16 protein-coding genes and 1 tRNA gene are annotated in these 17531 nt (G+C 59.0%); 6 read left to right on the top strand and 11 right to left on the bottom strand.

The annotated features are described in order from the left end of the window. Positions 1 to 18 precede the first annotated feature (18 nt). A complete protein-coding gene (locus HY26_RS11160; RefSeq protein ID WP_051600202.1) occupies positions 19 to 456 on the top strand; it encodes a host attachment protein in 438 nt (145 codons plus the stop codon). 5 nt (positions 457 to 461) lie between these two features. Here the strand turns inward: HY26_RS11160 and HY26_RS11165 are convergent, their stop codons facing one another. Beyond that, positions 462 to 1736 (bottom strand): MgtC/SapB family protein, encoded by a 1275-nt coding sequence (locus tag HY26_RS11165; protein WP_051600201.1) that lies wholly within the window; start codon positions 1734 to 1736, stop codon positions 462 to 464. A 158-nt stretch (positions 1737 to 1894) separates the two neighbouring features. Between HY26_RS11165 and HY26_RS11170 the strand changes: the two genes are divergently transcribed. The 4 genes from HY26_RS11170 to HY26_RS11185 are packed head-to-tail and all read left to right on the top strand — an operon-like array spanning position 1895 to position 6236. Next, on the top strand, positions 1895 to 3259 hold the full coding sequence (locus HY26_RS11170) for an MBL fold metallo-hydrolase RNA specificity domain-containing protein (protein ID WP_034768387.1): 1365 nt from the start codon (positions 1895 to 1897) through the stop codon (positions 3257 to 3259). Beyond that, positions 3256 to 4764 (top strand): thymidine phosphorylase family protein, encoded by a 1509-nt coding sequence (locus HY26_RS11175; protein WP_112073626.1) that lies wholly within the window; start codon positions 3256 to 3258, stop codon positions 4762 to 4764. Before HY26_RS11170 ends, HY26_RS11175 begins: the two co-directional genes overlap by 4 nt. Then, complete coding sequence (locus tag HY26_RS11180) at positions 4761 to 5660, top strand: ribose-phosphate diphosphokinase (RefSeq protein ID WP_034768383.1); 900 nt, start codon at positions 4761 to 4763, stop codon at positions 5658 to 5660. Before HY26_RS11175 ends, HY26_RS11180 begins: the two co-directional genes overlap by 4 nt. A gap of 45 nt (positions 5661 to 5705) precedes the next feature. Then, positions 5706 to 6236: a hypothetical protein gene (locus tag HY26_RS11185; protein ID WP_034768381.1), complete on the top strand. Its 531-nt coding sequence runs from the start codon at positions 5706 to 5708 to the stop codon at positions 6234 to 6236. A 5-nt stretch (positions 6237 to 6241) separates the two neighbouring features. On the opposite strand, the gene HY26_RS11190 is transcribed toward HY26_RS11185, so the two are convergent. The 8 genes from HY26_RS11190 to HY26_RS11225 all read right to left on the bottom strand — a co-directional run bounded on the left by HY26_RS11190 (position 6242) and on the right by HY26_RS11225 (position 14784). Continuing rightward, a complete protein-coding gene (locus HY26_RS11190) occupies positions 6242 to 7447 on the bottom strand; it encodes an alpha/beta fold hydrolase (RefSeq protein WP_112073627.1) in 1206 nt (401 codons plus the stop codon). A 110-nt stretch (positions 7448 to 7557) separates the two neighbouring features. Beyond that, on the bottom strand, positions 7558 to 8379 hold the full coding sequence (locus HY26_RS11195) for an aminotransferase class IV (protein WP_112073628.1): 822 nt from the start codon (positions 8377 to 8379) through the stop codon (positions 7558 to 7560). Continuing rightward, positions 8370 to 8951: an aminodeoxychorismate/anthranilate synthase component II gene (locus tag HY26_RS11200; RefSeq protein ID WP_034768376.1), complete on the bottom strand. Its 582-nt coding sequence runs from the start codon at positions 8949 to 8951 to the stop codon at positions 8370 to 8372. The genes HY26_RS11195 and HY26_RS11200 overlap by 10 nt, the downstream gene beginning before the upstream one ends. Then, complete coding sequence (locus HY26_RS11205; RefSeq protein WP_034768374.1) at positions 8948 to 10321, bottom strand: anthranilate synthase component I family protein; 1374 nt, start codon at positions 10319 to 10321, stop codon at positions 8948 to 8950. Before HY26_RS11205 ends, HY26_RS11200 begins: the two co-directional genes overlap by 4 nt. A gap of 153 nt (positions 10322 to 10474) precedes the next feature. After that, positions 10475 to 10549, bottom strand: a tRNA-Glu gene (locus HY26_RS11210). 81 nt (positions 10550 to 10630) lie between these two features. Further along, positions 10631 to 12427, bottom strand: a complete 1797-nt coding sequence (recJ, locus tag HY26_RS11215) for a single-stranded-DNA-specific exonuclease RecJ (protein ID WP_112073629.1) — start codon at positions 12425 to 12427, stop codon at positions 10631 to 10633. 63 nt (positions 12428 to 12490) lie between these two features. Continuing rightward, positions 12491 to 13444 carry a class II fructose-bisphosphatase gene (gene glpX / locus HY26_RS11220; RefSeq protein ID WP_034768372.1) on the bottom strand — a complete coding sequence of 318 codons (954 nt, stop codon included), beginning with the start codon at positions 13442 to 13444 and terminating at the stop codon, positions 12491 to 12493. Positions 13445 to 13500: 56 nt separating this feature from the next. After that, positions 13501 to 14784: a homoserine dehydrogenase gene (locus tag HY26_RS11225; RefSeq protein ID WP_034768370.1), complete on the bottom strand. Its 1284-nt coding sequence runs from the start codon at positions 14782 to 14784 to the stop codon at positions 13501 to 13503. A 155-nt stretch (positions 14785 to 14939) separates the two neighbouring features. Between HY26_RS11225 and HY26_RS11230 the strand changes: the two genes are divergently transcribed. After that, positions 14940 to 15815 (top strand): MaoC/PaaZ C-terminal domain-containing protein, encoded by an 876-nt coding sequence (locus HY26_RS11230; protein WP_034768368.1) that lies wholly within the window; start codon positions 14940 to 14942, stop codon positions 15813 to 15815. 9 nt (positions 15816 to 15824) lie between these two features. Here the strand turns inward: HY26_RS11230 and HY26_RS11235 are convergent, their stop codons facing one another. After that, on the bottom strand, positions 15825 to 17039 hold the full coding sequence (locus tag HY26_RS11235; RefSeq protein ID WP_034768366.1) for an LL-diaminopimelate aminotransferase: 1215 nt from the start codon (positions 17037 to 17039) through the stop codon (positions 15825 to 15827). Beyond that, complete coding sequence (locus HY26_RS11240; protein ID WP_158531480.1) at positions 17036 to 17509, bottom strand: hypothetical protein; 474 nt, start codon at positions 17507 to 17509, stop codon at positions 17036 to 17038. The genes HY26_RS11235 and HY26_RS11240 overlap by 4 nt, the downstream gene beginning before the upstream one ends. Between the last annotated feature and the right edge of the window lie 22 nt (positions 17510 to 17531).

Here is a 17531-nt window from a genome sequence, read left to right on the forward strand (position 1 = left end):
ACTAAAAGGGAGAGGAAAATGCACCTCAGAAATGGAGATTGGGTCGTCGTCTGCGATGCAGGCAAATATGTTGTTTATGAAAACCAGGGTGATACGGACCGGCTGGATCTACGCATCATCAGTTTTGACGATCACATAAATCCGCCTACGCACGAACAGGGAACGGACAAGCCGGGGCGTATGCCCGGACCGGGTCGTCAGAGCTCTTCTGTCGGGAATACCGACTGGCACGAACAAGAGGAAAAACGCTTCATCGGAGCGCTGGCAACGCAGATGGATGGATGGGCAACGGCCGAGCCTGCACGACGTTTCGTGCTTGTGGCAGATCCACGGTCCATGGGAACGCTCCGCCAGAAGCTGAATGAACATACGCTGAGCCGGATTGAGCAATCAGTGACCGGCGATCATGCTCATCGCCCGGTTGCGGACATTGAGGCGTTGATCAATAAAACCTGACGGTCTCAGGCCCAACCAAGCGAGATCGCAGTGGTGATGGCCAGGATGCCGGAAGAAATCGTCAGCGCTCCGGTCAACAGGACCATATTGCGATACCGCTGAGCGCCTGCGCCAAGCGCGAGTACAACTTTGAAAGCTGTATTGACCAGGACCGCGATGACAATCGCGCGCGCCGCGACCTGGTCAGACAGTTCACCTGCACTCAGCCGCCCCATGGAGATAGTCACGGCATCAGCATCAAAGGCGCCGGCAATTGTGGCAACTCCGAACACGCCCCCCTCGCCCCAAGCGGCCTGAGCAAGGCGCGAGAGAACCAATGCCAATGTCAGCACCGCTGCAAATACGATCGCCGATTTCAAGTCGAGAGGATTAGGCAGGGCCAATTTTGCTTCGGTCTTCGACGGCTGGCGCCAAAGCAACAGTCCGGCAACCAGCAGAGTGGCTGCAAACATAGCCCCCAGTGGAAGCCACAGCATCGGCAACAGAGCAGGCCGGATTGCCGCGACGATCAAACCCGTTCGTATGACCATAACGGACCATGCCATTGCCACCCCGCCTGCATAGGCTGACGCCCTGCCACCTGCTTTGGACAATTGAGACAAGGAAAGCGTTGCCGCCGTCGACGAGGCAAGCCCGCCCGCAAGTGCAAGCAACCCGACCCCCGCGCGCTCCCCCAGCGCCTTCACTGCGACATAGCCAATGAAGCCAAGCCCGCTGATCAGGACAACCATCCACCAGATGTGGCGAGGATTGATCACCTCATATGGCCCCAGCCCGACATCCGGCATCGCTGGCAGAACCACGATCGAGATCAGCAGCAATCGCAAAAAAGCGCTCATTTCGCGCGCATCGATCCGATCCAACAGCTGGTGCATCGGCTCCCGGAGCCACAGAATGAACGCCGTCACGACGGCGCCCCCGCCTGCCAGTAGCGGCGAGATTTTCACCGAAACTGCCCCCAGACTGAAAGTGATGAGGGCCGCAATCATGGTCGTGGCACTTACGTTTCGGGTCTCGTCGATGTGGGCTTCAAATCCCTGACGCAACAATAGCGCAAGGCCGATGACACCCGCAGAAAGAATGAAACCATTTCCAGTATCAAGCGCGGCTGCCAATCCGCCGATCAGGCCAATCAGACCAAAAGTCCGGAACCCCGCGACACGGCTTCCTGTCGGATCGCCGCGTTCTTTCCAGCCGCGCTCCAGCCCGATTATCAAGCCTATAGCCAGCGCGGCGAACAGGGTCGCAGCAAGTGTCAGGACACTCTGTGGCGGTTCCAAATGCCTCCTCCCAGCTCACAAGCAGACTAGTGTAGCGCCAACAGGAGCCAAAGGGCCATCCGTATTCTCCACCAGCACTGGCGACGAATGAACAGCTTGTGAAACCGGTGCAGGTGCCTTTTGATGTCTGGATATCCGAAACACGGAAGAGCCCAGAAATGACCGACAAGATCACCTTCCTAGGCGGCGCCGGAACAGTCACCGGCTCCAAATATCTGATCGAGACGCAAGGCCGGCGTATCCTGGTCGACTGCGGGCTGTTCCAGGGCTTCAAGCAGTTGCGCAATCGCAACTGGAAGCCACTCCCGATCTCGCCATCTGAACTCGACGCTGTGGTTTTGACTCATGCGCACATTGATCATTCGGGATATCTGCCGCTTCTGGTACGCAACGGATTTCGAGGGCATATCCATGCCACCACTCCGACGCGTGACCTTTGCAACATTCTGCTGCCGGATAGCGGCTACCTACAGGAACACGAAGCAGACCTTGCAAACCGTGAAGGATTTTCGCGCCATCATCCGGCGCTGCCCCTCTACACCCAGGCCGACGCCGAGGCCTCACTCAAACACTTCCGCACGCACGGCTTTGGCGACACCGTCCCGCTGGGGGAAGGTATCGGTGCGACATTTGTAGAAGCGGGTCATATTCTCGGGGCAGCGTCGATCCTGCTTGATACAGGCGAGAACAAGATCGCATTTTCCGGTGACCTTGGCCGGTATGATAATCCGATCATGCACGATCCTACCCCGATCACAGAAGCGGACTATGTACTTGTCGAGTCGACCTATGGGGACACTGTACACCCGGACACGGACCCGGAGGACATTCTCGAAGCCATCATCAACCGCACTTTCCAACGTGGCGGGACAGTGATCATTCCATCTTTCGCCGTTGGCCGGTCGCAATCGCTGATGTTCCATATCAGCCGGCTCCGCGCAGCTGGGCGCATTCCTGAGATGCCCGTCTATCTGGACAGCCCAATGGCGATCAATGTCAGCGAACTATTTGTTCGACACGCTGCAGCCCACAAGCTTACCCAGGATGAGGCGCGTGCGGCCTGTGATGTCGCGACATATACTCGGCAGAGCGAAGATTCTCGCAAATTGGATACAGACCTGGTTCCAAAGATCATCATTTCGGCATCCGGCATGGCAACTGGCGGGCGGGTCCTCCACCATTTGAAAGTGTACGCTCCCGACGCGCGGAACACGATCCTCTTTGCCGGCTTCCAGGCAGGCGGCACACGCGGTGCAGCAATGTTGGGCGGTGTACGCAAGATCAAAATTCATGGTGGCTATTACGAGGTAAACGCAGAGGTTCAGAACCTTCACATGCTATCAGCGCATGCCGATGCTGACGAATTGATGCGCTGGCTCGGAAACTTCAGCATTCCTCCCAAAGAAACATTTGTGGTGCATGGAGAGGCAGCTGCATCCGACACGCTGCGCCACAGGATCAGCGAAGAACTGGACTGGTCCTGCAAGGTGCCCGAGCAAGGCGAGACTGTGCGGCTGAAATGAAGGACGATACCGTCAACCTGATGCGCGCACGACGCCTTGGCGTGCTGACGCAGCATGAAATGATCGCCCTCGTGCATGCAGACTGTCCCGTCTGCCGCTCTGAAGGCATGAGCGCCCACAGTCAGGTTACCCTGACCCATGGCGACAAGTCAGTGGTTGCAACGCTTTACCAGGTGACAGAGGACTGGTTCCCGATCGGATCTGTTGGCCTGACGGATCAGGCATGGGAACGCCTTGATCTTGAAGATGGCGCATTGGTGCGCGTTACGCATGCACCGCCCCTCGCCTCCTTGTCTTATGTGCGCGAACGAATTTTTCACGATGGCCTGACGGATGCTCAGATCCGCTCAGTCGTGAGTGATATTGTCAGAGGGGCGTATTCAGACATCCATCTTACAGCCTTCGTCACGGCAACAGCAGCGAAGCCGCTTGCCACCCGGGAAGTGATTTCTCTGACTCGCGCCATGATCGATACAGGAGACCAGATCGACTGGGGTGTGACACCCGTGGCCGACAAGCATTGTGTCGGCGGCCTGCCGGCAAACCGGACCACACCGATCGTGGTGTCCATTGTCGCTGCAAATGGCCTCCTCATTCCCAAGACGTCTTCCCGTGCGATCACCTCCCCGGCGGGCACCGCGGACACGATGGAAACACTGACGCGGGTAGACCTCGATCGAGACGAGTTGCGCCATGTGATAGAAAAAGAAGGCGGATGCTTCATCTGGGGTGATGCGGTCGATTTCTCACCAGCAGACACCGCGATCATTCGGGTCGAACGGGCATTGAACTTTGACTCCGCGGGCTCAATGGTTGCGTCGGTGCTGTCCAAAAAGATCGCGGCTGGCGCGACCCACGTCGTGATTGATATTCCGGTCGGCCCGACCGCAAAAATCCGCAATCGATTGCAGGCACGGGAACTTGCCGACCTCTTCCGAACAGTCGCTCTGACCTTTGGCCTGAAGCTGCGCATCGAAGTCACTGACGGGTCACAACCTATCGGGCGCGGGATCGGTCCAGCGCTTGAGGCTCGCGATGTCCGGGCAGTGCTGAAGCGATCTCCCGACGCCCCACAAGACCTCCGCGACAAATCCCTTGCTCTGGCGGGCGCCGTGCTGGAGCTCACAGGAAAGGTGCCTGAAGGCGACGGCATTGCACACGCCATCGAGACTTTGGACTCAGGGAAAGCCTGGGACAAGTTTCTTGCCATTTGCAAAGCGCAAGGCGGCGTATTTGACCCGCCCGTTGCCAAATTCCAGCGCCCTGTAAACGCGTCACGCAATGGCCGTGTCGCCTCAATTGACAATCAGCGTCTTGCCCGTGTCGCCAAGCTTGCCGGCGCTCCAGACGACAAGGCGGCCGGACTCGATCTCCATGTGAAGATCGGTGACACCGTTTGCCAAGGCACCCCTCTGTATACGCTGCACACTGAAACAATCGGTGAGCTCTCCTATGTGCTTAACTATGTGAAATCCAACCCTGACATCATTGAGCTGACCAGATGACACGTTTCCTCCTTTATTTCCTCCCGGGCACGGGCCACATGGCTGCGCCCCTTGCCCATGAACTCGGCGCCGATATTGGTGAGATCGAATTTCACAAATTTCCGGATGGTGAAAGCTATCTCCGCTTTCTGACACCGCCGGACGGGCGCCATATTGCCCTGGTTGATTGTCTCGACCGTCCTGACCCAAAGCTTGTGCCACTTCTCTTCGCGGCAATGACGGCACAAGACCTTGGCGCCCGCTCCGTTGGCCTGATCGCCCCTTACATGCCCTACTTCCGCCAGGACGTCGCATTTAACCGCGGGGAGTCCATCAGTGCCCGGCATATTGGGTCACTACTCTCCGCCCATCTGTCCTGGGTGGTAACGCTCGACCCGCACCTGCACAGGCTGGCCAGCCTGGATGATGTATTCACTATTCCTGGCGAGCTCACTCACGCGACAGAACCGATGGCCAACTGGATAAAGGCTCATATCGAGAAACCGATCATTTATGGTCCTGACGAAGAAAGCGAACAATGGGTCCGAACGATCGCAGAAGCTTGCGATGCGCCATATGACGTATTCCGAAAGACACGCTTGGGCGACCGGAATGTGCAAATCGAGGTACCCGCTGGCATCGACTCCGGAGGCCATACGCCTGTCATCGTGGATGATATCATATCATCCGGCACGACGCTGGCCACGCTCATTCGCGCCCTTTGCGAAAGTGGGCAGCCGCGCCCGATATGCTGCGCTGTCCACGGAATTTTTGCAGAAGACGCCTATGAGCAACTGATCGCCGCCGGAGCTGCGCGTATTGTTACCACCAACGCCCTTCCCCACAAGACAAATGCGATCGACGTGACGAGAGTTCTTGCTGACGCTGCCCGCCACATCGCCTTGCCGCAGGATTGACGCCAAACCGAAGCGGTAGGACACTTTCCTTTTGGGAGGAAAGCCATGTTCGATATCGATACATTCGTGGCAGATTGCCGTGATGCCATTGCGGAGGATCCAACCCACCGAACTGTCCTGGAAGTGATGGAGGCTGCGTTTCATGATCCCGACGCAATACTCAAAGCCGTCGGCGAACCAAGCGGGGCGGGAATCGACGTGCTTCACAAGTCGGATAGACTCACAGTCTTGAATGTTGTCTGGGGCGCGCACTCAACGCTGATGCCACACAATCATGAAATGTGGGCCATTATCGGCATCTATACCGGACGTGAAGACAACATCTTCTGGCGCCGGGTGAAGGAAGACCCATTCCGAGTGGAAGCAGCGGGTGCCCGCACTCTGCTCACAGGGGACGTTGCGCCGCTCGGTAAAGACATCATCCACTCCGTGACAAACCCATTGGGTCGTCCCACGGGCGCGATCCATGTTTATGGCGGAGATTTCTTTTCTCAGCCTCGCAGCGAATGGGACGAAGAAACCCTATCAGAGCGCCCATACGACATTGAAAAAGTGAAAGCTTTTTTCAATGGCTGATTCCATCAGGCAAAATGCAGGCGGCGGTATTTGCCACGGAAATAGAGCAAGGGATCACGGCGCGGTTCGAACCGGGCACGAACCACTTCACCGACCAGGATGACATGGTCTCCGCCTTCATGCAGCGCATGCCGACGGCATTCAAAATTTGCCAGCGCCCCTGACAAAAGTGGAGCCCCATTGTGCCCGCGCCGCCATGGTGTGGCCGCAAAACGGTCCTCGCCCGATTTGGCAAACAGGTTGGACGTCGGCTGCTGACCGATGTGCAGCACGTTCACCGCAAAATTTTCAGCTGCTTCCATGGCGTTCAGACTGCCCGCCGATTTGGCGATACAGACCAGAAGGAGCGGCGGATCCAGAGAAACCGAAGTGAAAGAATTTGCGGTCAGCCCAACCGGTTGCCCTTCTTCGTCCAGTGTGGTCACCACCGTAACCCCGGTGGCAAAACAACCAAGCGCATCCCTCAGCGTTCGGGCATCCGACCCCTGACGATATTCCGGTGCAAATCGCGGAACCCTGCGTTCCAGGAAATCCAGGAGCGTCGCACTGAACATATCCGCCCGCTCAGCGGCCACCATCTGGCCAGCCTCCCGGATCTCGGCGTATTCAACATTTTCTAGTTTACCCAGGAAGCGATGGGCCTCGTCCACACCGGAGAGTTCACTCTTCGCGCCTCGGACGAAGAGGACCGGCATTTTGATCTGCGTCGCAGCGTCCGAGACTCGCGCCACAGCGGTTTCAGGATCGAACGTTTCGGCAAATGCCGGATCAAAACATGGTTTTTCAGGCGCCGCGTTTTCTGGTCGGCAGGCAGCATCGAAATCCATATCCGGTACGGAATCGATAAGCACCAGCCCCGCGGCAAGATGTGCTCCTTCCTCGCCGAGCGCGGCGGTGGCCGCCCAGCCGCCCACAGATGCGGCAACGACCACCGGACGCGATGCCATCTGCGCGAGCACTGCGCGCAGATCCTCTACCAGGGCCTCAAAATCATAGCGCCGGTCTGAAGGCCAATCGCTTTCACCGTGACCTCGCAGGTCAATACGAATGACATAACGCCCCGCCTTTACCAGCGCGTCGGCAACATTATCCCATACAGCGCGCGTCTGCGCCCCGCCATGGATGAGCAATACAGCCGGATCATCTGGTGAGCCCAGCGCATCACCTTTCAGCGCTGCTCCGCCAAATCCTTTGAAACTGACCGGCTGCATACGGTCTCCTGTGTGAGTCGCTGTGTGACCTCACATATATGACTCCGCGCCCTTATAACCAAGGCAGGCGATGGAGCCCCGGACCATCGCCGGACCAATTCCACCAAGCTTCACGAACTCAGCAACTCACTGATCAGCGACTCCAATTCGGACGGTAAATCCGGGCTGAACTCCATTTCATCTATCGCGCGAACCGGAACCACCAAACGCAAGCTGTTCGTCAGAAAAACACCATCTGCGTGTGCAATATCGTCCAGCCGCAAACTTCGTTCGGAAACCTCAAATCCATACCGAATGGCGTTTTCCAGAAGCCAACCTCGCACCACACCTACCACCACGCCGTCGGATCGCGGCGGGGTAACCAGCGTTGATCCAGACCATGCCCAGATATTGGCAATCGAACTGCATGTTATGTGGCCGCCGGGCGTTAGGAATAATGCGTCGTCATATCCATTCCGCTGAGCCTGCCGCTGCCCCATAACCGCGTCTCCATAGGAAAGCGTCTTGTACAAAGCCGACGGCGCGGTCGGATTGCGTTGAATGGTGCTGACGCCAAGGCGAAGGGGTGGCGACGGGTACATCAGCGGCATCGGCGTGAAGGATGCCATGAGCGTCGGGTTCGAAGCGGATGTTTCCGCAAGACCCCGTCCACCCGGTCCCCGCGTCACAGTGAGACGCAATGCACCAGTCGCATCCTCCGGAACTGCGTCTTTCGCGAGCGCTTCGATTTCGGTTTTCGCGACTTCATGACCGAAAACGTCACACGCTTCCACCAAACGCCCGATATGACGCTCGCGAAGGATCATCCGGCCGTCTTTCACCAGAGACGTATCAAACACCCCGTCGCCGAGCAGCAATCCCCGGTCCGTTAAATCAAACGGGCGCACTGCATCGTTCGACGCAATCGTCTGGCGAAACTGAATTATGGGCATGTCACTGACCGGCAATGGCTAAGAAAATTTCTGATCAGACTGGCTCCATGGTCAGTCAGAATCGACTCTGGATGAAACTGCACGCCAAAAACAGGATTCTCTCGATGCGAAAGCGCCATGATCTCACCGTCAGGTGCTGTGGCATCGACCTGTAATCCGGTAGCACCTGACAGATCGACAGCGAGCGAATGGTAGAGCCCCACCGGCAGCGGCGAAGGCAGTTCAGCAAACAACCCTTCCGACGGATGGGTAATGCTGACGGTCCGTCCATGTGACGGCGAACGCGCGCGCCTGACCGATCCGCCATATGCGACTGCAATGGCTTGATGCCCCAGGCAAACACCAAGTATCGGCAGGTCTCCCCCGAATGTTTCAATGGCTTGAACAGAAATGCCGGCCTGCTCTGGCCGCGATGGCCCCGGCGAAATCACGATCGCCTCCGGACGCAGGCGCACGATGTCCTTGAGTGAGAGGCTCCTGCTGTCTTTCACTTCGACGTCTGCGCCAGCCAGCGTCAGATATCGCGCAAGATTAAAAACAAAGCTGTCCCTATTGTTCAGCATAAGGATCATATTTCGATCATCCCCGAAACCGGAGGGTCAATAATCCGCTCCGCCTTCAGCTGGACCTCTTCCCATTCAGCATGCGTGTCGGAGAGCAACGTAATCCCCGCCCCTGACCAATACCTGTCTCCGCCCGGAACATGATCAACTGTGCGGATCATGATATTGAAATCACAGGTACCATCATGACCGATATACCCGAATGAACCGCAAAACGCACCGCGCGCGGAAGGCTCCAGCTCATCTATTATTTCCATGGCCCGCAGCTTGGGAGCGCCTGTTACCGACCCGCCGGGAAAAACCGCTCCCAGAAGATCAATGGCGTCCAGAGACGGCTTCAATTTTCCTTCAATCGACGAGACGAGATGAAAGAGATTGGGTAGCTGCTCGACGTCGCACAGGCCGCTAACAATAACCGACTCGGGCCGGCAGACCCTCGACAAATCATTCCGCAAGAGATCGACAATCATGATGTTCTCGGCGCGGTCCTTCTCGGAAGCTGCGAGCGCCTTCGCAATCTGCTGGTCCTGTTCCGGATTCGCAGATCGCCGTGCCGTGCCCTTGATGGGCTCAGTACGGACATCGCGCTCAGAATTCATGGTGACAAGACGCTCTGGCGACAAGCTCGCCAGCGTGCGGCTCGTGAAGGCGCCAAATGCGGAAAACGCGGCCCGCGTCTGGTTGCGGTTCACAAGATAGGTGAAAAACGCCTCATCATATGACTGAGGTGGCCGGGTCCAGAGGCTTGCAATATTCGCTTGATATATCTCTCCATCAAGAATGGCTTCGCGCACGGCGGAAACAAGATCTGTATACGGTGCCTGCGGCGATGCGCGCGTCCAGACTGCTCCCTCTCCAGCAGGCCGGGTGCGCGAAGCATTCTCCCGGGTACAAATCTCCGCGAGGCTGCTTATTCGCTGCCTGGCGAGCGCCTCATCAGGAAGACTGTCCGGCCCATTCAGACCAGCCGAATAGACAGTGAGGCTTTGCTGCTGGTGATCGAATGCCAGAACCGTGTCGTAAAAAGCAAACTCGAGGATATCGCCTGCATCGCCTGAATGGCGCGAGCTGAAATCACTGACCCAGATTTCAGCTGCATCATAGGTGACATAACCGATCGCACCGCCCTGAAATGGCGCGCCATCGGCAATCATCCTTGTCGTGAACTGGCTTTGCCAGTCTCGAAAACCCCTATCGAATTCAGCCGAAGATTCTGCGGTTTGGCGACGAAACCTGGAAACGGGGTTGGACGCGATATAGGAGTACCGGTTCTTACCGCCGGTAGAGCCAGCACTATCCAGCCACACAAACCCCGGCTCCCGATGCAGTTTCAGGGCAAGCACGGCCGGCTCTTGCCAAGGCAATTCCCGACTAAACACCTGACCACCCGCTCAATTTGATACCGTACGTCGGAGTAAGGCTGATCCAGATTGCCTTGGTCACGCAGACCCTCCAATTACGCTCTATTCCATACAGTGCCTTTGGCTCTGAATGGCAATAACACAGCAATTGTATGGAGAGCAGATCGAAGGTGGCAGTCCCTAGGGGAATCGAACCCCTCTTTCCAGGTTGAAAACCTGGCGTCCTAACCGATAGACGAAGGGACCGCACCGGTTCGAAGAAGAGGCCGTATAGCGAGGGACGGCGGCTTGCGCAAGCCATGTTGGTGACGGTTGCTGCACATATTTTCAGGCGCTGGCGGCATCCATCACGTCCAACTGCACACGGCGCCGTCCGTTCCACTCATCTGCCTTGAGCCGCCCCGCAAGATGCACGCGGTTCCCGGGCATCAGCGCCTCGCCCAGCGGTGCCCCGACAGCGCGCCAGGCAATGCAATCGAGCCTGCCTGAAGCGTCCTCCGCAGTGAATTTCCAATGATTGGCGCCGACCTGCCGGGCATAGGAAACCTGCACCGACTGGATGGCAAATACTGGCTCCGGCGCGCCGGCACCGAAGGGTCCGATTTCCGCGACCCGTTCGACGAGTTCAGGCGATGCAGCGCCAGGCGCCAAGATAGCATCAATGGCCAGTTCCAATGCCGCGGCACGCTCTGCTGTGAACTGAGCCATGTGGGCGACCATCCAGTCGTCGAAAGCGTCCAGTTGCTCCGGCTCCAGGCTGAGCCCGCCCGCCATGGCATGCCCGCCGCCTGAAAGGATTATTCCTTCGCGGGCAGCGGCAGCAATTGCATCGCCGATGTTCACCCCGGTCACAGACCGGCCGGAGCCTTTTGCTACCGGTCCCAGGCCCTTGCCCCAGCCGATCACTATACTGGGCAGGTGAAACCGGTCTTTCAGCCGGCCGGCAACAATTCCGATCACGCCCGGGTGCCAGCCTTCGCCGGCCGCGACCAGAACACCGCGGTCCGGATTCTTTTCGAGCGCCTTCTCGGCCTGAAGAATCGCCTGATCCAGGATGGCTGCTTCAACCGCTTTACGCTCCTCATTGAGGGCGTGGAGTTGCTCTGCCAGTGCGATTGCCTGTGCCCGGTCGTCCGTTGCCAGCAGCTTCGCAGCGATCCACGGATCCCCAACCCGTCCGCCGGCGTTCAGCCGCGGTCCCAGCATGAATGTGGCATGGTAGACCGTCTCGATCTTCTGGATGCCCGAGACCTCGGCCAGAGCGCGCAGCCCCTCATTCTGCCCCCGAGAGAGCATATTGAGTCCCTGACGCACGAAGGCACGGTTTACGCCGTGCAGCGGAGCCATGTCGCACAGGGTGCCGAGCGCGGCGAGATCCAGATGCGCCATGATGTCTGGTAGGCCGTCCGGAGGCGCGATGCCCCGCTCTCGCGCCAGGCGGTTCAGGGCAGCGACGAAAACGAAGACGACCCCCGCTGCAGCCAGGTGCCCCTGTCCGGAAGTGTCGTCCGGACGGTTCGGGTTCACCAACGCCAGAGCAGGTGGATTGTGCCCGGACATCAGGTGATGATCGATCACAACGACTTGGAGGCCGATCCGTTGCGCTTCCTCCAGAGCACTGACGGCGGCAGCGCCGCAATCGACCGTGATGACAATATCAGACCCGGTCTGCTTCAGATGCCGGAAAGCCTCTGGCGACGGGCCGTAGCCTTCTTCCAGGCGGTCCGGCACGTAGAGACCAAGTTCCTGTCCCCAAGCCCGGAAATAACGCGCCAGGATCGCAGAGCTTGTTCCGCCATCGACATCATAGTCTGCGAAGACCGTAACGCGCTTTTTCTCGAGAATGGCGTCCAGCACGATCTCGGCGGCCTTGTCCATGTCAGCAAAACTGGATGGGTTCGGAAAGGTTTCCCGCAATGTCGGAGCGAGATAGGCGCCAGCCCTATCCGGATCGACGCCACGCTCAGCGAGAAGACGCGCCAGCAGGTCCGAACCGCCAACGGCAGGCGCGAGCCGGCGGACCAGAGCCTCATCGGCATCGGCCAACGTCCAGAAACGGCCCGTCGCGGAGCGGTCCACCGCGAACAAGCGATTATTGTCGGGTTTTCTGGCGGCTGCTGTCATGAGGCTTCCGGGAATCAGGATTTCCGGAAGCCTATCACAGGGTTGGAGCGAATGCCCCCGGACTTATGCCTTCCGGTTCGACCGGATGTAGCGGACCATGCCGTCAGTCGACGTCATGACCAGCGTGTGGGTGTGTACGCCGCCATCGCGGTGCTGCACGCCGCTGAGCATGGAGCCCTGCGTCACACCAGTAGCACAGAAAACCGTATCAGACGAAGCGAGCTCGTTTAGGGCGTATGTGCGGCCGAGATCGGTGATGCCAACGCGTGCGGCGCGTTTCTTCTCGTCATCATTGCGGAAAACGAGACGGCCGAACATCTGGCCGCCGACGCATTTCAGGGCTGCAGCAGCAAGAACGCCTTCCGGTGCACCGCCGGAGCCCATGTAAAGGTCAATGCCAGTGTGAGGATTGGTCGTTGCAATCACGCCGGCGACGTCGCCATCGGTGATCAGGGCGACACGGGCGCCGACAGAGCGCAGGCTTTCGATGATGTCTTCGTGGCGCGGACGATCCAGAACGCAGGCCGTCATGTCTGTGACGTCAACGCCCTTGTGCTTGGCGAGGGCCGTGATGTTCTCGGCCGGGCTGGCGTCGAGGCTGATGATCCCTTCCGGATAGCCCGGGCCAATGGCGATCTTGTCCATATAGGTGTCCGGCGCGTACAGCAGGCCCCCCTTCGGGGCGATGGCCAGCACAGCGAGGGCGTTCGCCATGGCTTTCGCGGTAAGCGTCGTGCCTTCCAGCGGATCCAGCGCGATGTCGATCTCAGGGCCATTTCCGGTGCCGACTTCCTCGCCGATGTAGAGCATCGGGGCTTCATCGCGCTCACCTTCGCCAATAACGACACGGCCCTTGAAATCAACCCGGTTGAACGCCGTGCGCATGGCATCGACGGCGGCTGCATCGGCCTTTTTCTCATCGCCACGACCGACCAGTTTTGACGCAGCGATGGCTGCTTCTTCGGTCACGCGCACCATGGCATCCGCCAAGCTGGGCGTCAGAACGCTGTTTTCCATAATTTTTTTATCTCCGAACGCGGGATTTTTGTCTCTTACGCCTAGACGGTAAGCAATTAGCTTGCCGCCTCGATACGAATTAGCCGTGGCGCGTCAATCGGCTTTGCAATTTTTTCCAACCGCTCCAGCGCAGCCTGCATATTTGAACGCGGGCAGCGATGGGTCACGATAACCACCGGTGCGGCACCGGATTCCTCACCCGATTCCTGCAACAGCTTGTCTACTGAAACGCCCTCTTTGGCGAGCGCCTCTGTGAGGGCCGCAAGAGCACCCGGTTGGTCTGGCAAATAAACACGCAGGAAGAACGGCGCGACTTCCGTCGGCGCCCCCTGAACAAAAGGTCGGCCAGTATGGTGCGCGGCGCGGCCAAAGGCTGGCCGGATAGCCGGGCGGAACATCTTTGCGACATCGCCCATCACGGCGCTCGCGGTCGGCCCGGCGCCTGCTCCTGGGCCCGTCAGCGTGATCGCCCCAACCGGGTCGCCCTCGATCCGGACGGTGTTCAGGCTGCCATTCACGCGCGCCAGCGGATGCGTGGCCGGCAGGACCAGCGGCTCGACCCGGCACACGACGCCCTCATCGGTCAACAAGCCTTCAGCGATCAGCTTGATGCGATAGCCCAGACGGTCGGCCAGACGCAGATCCAGCAGGCTGACCTTGTCGATGCCTGAGACGCTGACCTTTGAGAAATCAAGGTCCGCCGAGAAAGCGATGGCTGACAGAATGGCCGCCTTATGCGCGGCGTCCATGCCCGACACGTCCAGCGTCGGATCGGCTTCCGCGTACCCAAGACGCTGCGCTTCTGCGAGCACGTCATCATATTCGCGGCCCTGCTCCAGCATCACCGTGGTGAGGTAGTTGCAGGTGCCGTTCAAGATACCTGTGATGCGTTTGACTTCAGTGCCGGCGAGGCTGTCTCGCAACACACGGACGACTGGGATACCGCCAGCGACGGCGGCTTCGAACAACAGATCGACCTGTTTTTCTTCCGCCAGACGGGCCAGCGCCATACCGTGCTTGGCAATCAGTGCCTTGTTGGCAGTGACAACGTGTTTTCCAGCCTTCAGTGCCGTTTCCACGGCGAACTTGGCGGGGCCATCGGATCCGCCCATCAGTTCCACAAAAACGTCCACGTCCGGGTCTTCTGCCAGTGTCGCAGCATCGTCGAACCAACGATAAGGGCTGATATCGACCGGACGGTTGCGCGACTGGCTACGAGCGCTGACACCAGTGATCTGCACTTCGCCTGGCAGGCGAAGGTTCTGCTGGCGCTCGACCAGTTCAATCAGGCCGCAGCCGACATGGCCAAGGCCGGCGATCCCTATCTTCAAAGGTGCCAAAAGGGCCCCCTGTTTGTTGCTGAATATCCCGGCAGGTGCCTAGCTGGTTTGGCGCGCCGGGGAAAGGGGGCGACCGCCCAAACCAGTGGCATTGCAGCGGATTGAAACCCGGTGCTTAATGCGCAGACAAAGAAACGAAGCGGGAGGGCCATACTATGCCAATCAATCAGGATGCCGTCGGATCGAAGGGAACGCCGCGAACATGGGCGTGGGATTCTCGCGATGCCTTGCTTTATGCACTTGGTGTCGGCGCCGGGGTGGCAGACCCTGTTGGGGCTGAGCTGGAATTCACCACCGAGAACACGATGGGCGTGGACCAGAAAGTGCTCCCCACTTTCGGCGTACTTGCTGGTTTCAATGCCAGAGGCGGGAAAAGCGCCATGGCCGATGCCGGGACCTATGATCCCCGCATGCTGGTTCACGGAGAACAGGGCATCCGCCTGCACCGACCCATCCCGGTCGAAGGTGAAATCACGCTCGTCGATGAAATCACCGGCATTTACGACAAAGGCAAAGGCGCCGTCGTCGCGACGAAAGCCGAGGCGACGCTGACGGCCGATGACAAGCCGCTCTTTGAACTGACCTCATCCGTCTTCATTGTTGGCGAAGGTGGTTTCGGCGGCGACAAGGGCCCGTCCGGCCAGACGAACGTTGCGCCAGAGCGGGCCCCGGATCTCGAAGTGACCTACCAGACCCGGCCGGATCAGGCCCTGCTCTACCGCCTCAGCGGCGACCGCAACCCCTTGCATTCAGACAAGAAATTCTCTGACGTTGGCGGTTTCCCGAAGCCGATCCTGCATGGCCTCTGCACATATGGCTTCACCGGACGCGCCCTGCTGGCCTCGCTGTGCGGGAATGAACCGGCCCGGTTCAAGGCCATGGATGGGCGCTTCTCGTCGCCCGTGCTGCCTGGCGAGGCACTGACCATTAAAATCTGGACTGGCGAAGGCGATAACAGCACGGCCATCTTCCAGACCATCGGTGGAGACGGCCGTGTCGTCATCAACAATGGGGGCTTTACCTACGCCTGATGGCGACGGCTATTCCGCCGCCGCGACCGCAGGCTTAATCTCTTTCACGCCGCGCTTCTCCAGGAATTTCCGGATGTTGCGGGCGGCCTGGCGGATACGCTGTTCGTTCTCGACGAGGGCGATGCGGACATGGCCGTCGCCATGCTCGCCGAAACCGGCGCCGGGCGCGACAGCGACATGGGCCTCATTGATCAGCTGCAAGGCAAACTCCAGACTGCCAAGGTGCTTCAGTTGCTCCGGAATCGGCGCCCACGCGAACATGGAGGCTGCCGGGCTTGGCACCGGCCAGCCGGCGCGGGTGAAGCTTTCCACCAGCACGTCGCGGCGTGATTTGTAGATTGCACGCGTCTCGTCCACGCAATCCTGCGGGCCATCGAGCGCCGCCACAGCGGCCACCTGGATCGGCGTGTAGGCACCGTAGTCGAGATAGGATTTCACGCGAGCCAGCGCAGAGATCAAAGTCTCGTTCCCTGCGACGAAGCCCATGCGCCAGCCGGCCATGGAATAGGTCTTCGACATGGTCGTGAACTCGACTGCGATGTCCTTGGCGCCATCGACCTGAAGGATCGAGGGTGTCGGCTCGTCGAAATAAATCTCGTTGTAGGCAAGGTCAGACAGTACCCACAGCTCATGCTTTTTCGCGAACTTGATGGCGTCCTTGTAGAAATCGAGATCGCACACAGCGGCCGTCGGGTTGGACGGATAGCAAAGAACCATGGCTGTCGGCGGCGGCACGGAATAGTGCACGGCCTTGCCGAGGTTGGACAGGTACTGCTCCGGCGTCTGGGCGGGCACACCGCGGATCGACGCGCCAGCAATGATGAAGCCGAAATGGTGCAGCGGATAAGACGGGTCCGGCGCAAGGATCACATCGCCCGGCGCCGAAATGGCCTGAGCGAGGTTGGCAAAGCCTTCCTTGGAGCCGAGGGTGACGATCACCTCCCGGTCCTTGTCCAGTTTTACGTCAAAGCGGCGCTTGTAATAGTCGGTCAGCGCGCGGCGCAAGCCCGGAATGCCGCGCGACGCGGAATAGCCGTTAACGTCTGGCCGACGCGCCGTTTCGCACAGCTTGTCGACGATGTGTTTGGGGGTCGGCAGGTCCGGGTTGCCCATGCCGAGGTCGATGATATCCGCGCCGTCCGCACGCAGGGCCGCCTTGGTGCGGTTCACCTGTTCGAAAACGTAAGGGGGAAGTCGGCGGATCTTGTGAAAATCGGTATTCATTTGCGTCTGACCTTGAGGCCTTCAGTAACTCTTGGAACGTTGAACGCAGCCTGAATCTGAGCGATATCATCCTGCGTTAGGAAATCGGGATTAGCGGGCAGACCCGCAAATTCCGCTTCTACCCGCTTCAGCAGCACGGCCATCTGGCCTGCTACATCCACGGGTGGCTCCGCTCGTTCATTAGAGTCAAAATAGGCCTGCAATATGTCCACGCGGACAGCTGAGTCAGGCAAAGTCTTTCCGGGAAGCTGGTCCGCCGGGATTTCCTGCACTTCGGCCAGCTTCGGATACCCCTCCCCCCGGATTTCCTGACGGCGGGCATCATACCAGTCTGGCGCCTGATTAATTGCTTCGCGAACACGACCAAAAGAGTTCGAACAGCCCGCAATGAGCAGAATCGATACGCTTAAAAGGGGAATCGCCGTGTTTTTCATGATCGCACTCACTAAATCACAAATATTCAGGCGCATAGTAAAGGACAGCTAAAACAGG

Source organism: Hyphomonas sp. GM-8P (genome assembly GCF_003263315.1).
Taxonomy (GTDB): domain Bacteria; phylum Pseudomonadota; class Alphaproteobacteria; order Caulobacterales; family Hyphomonadaceae; genus Hyphomonas.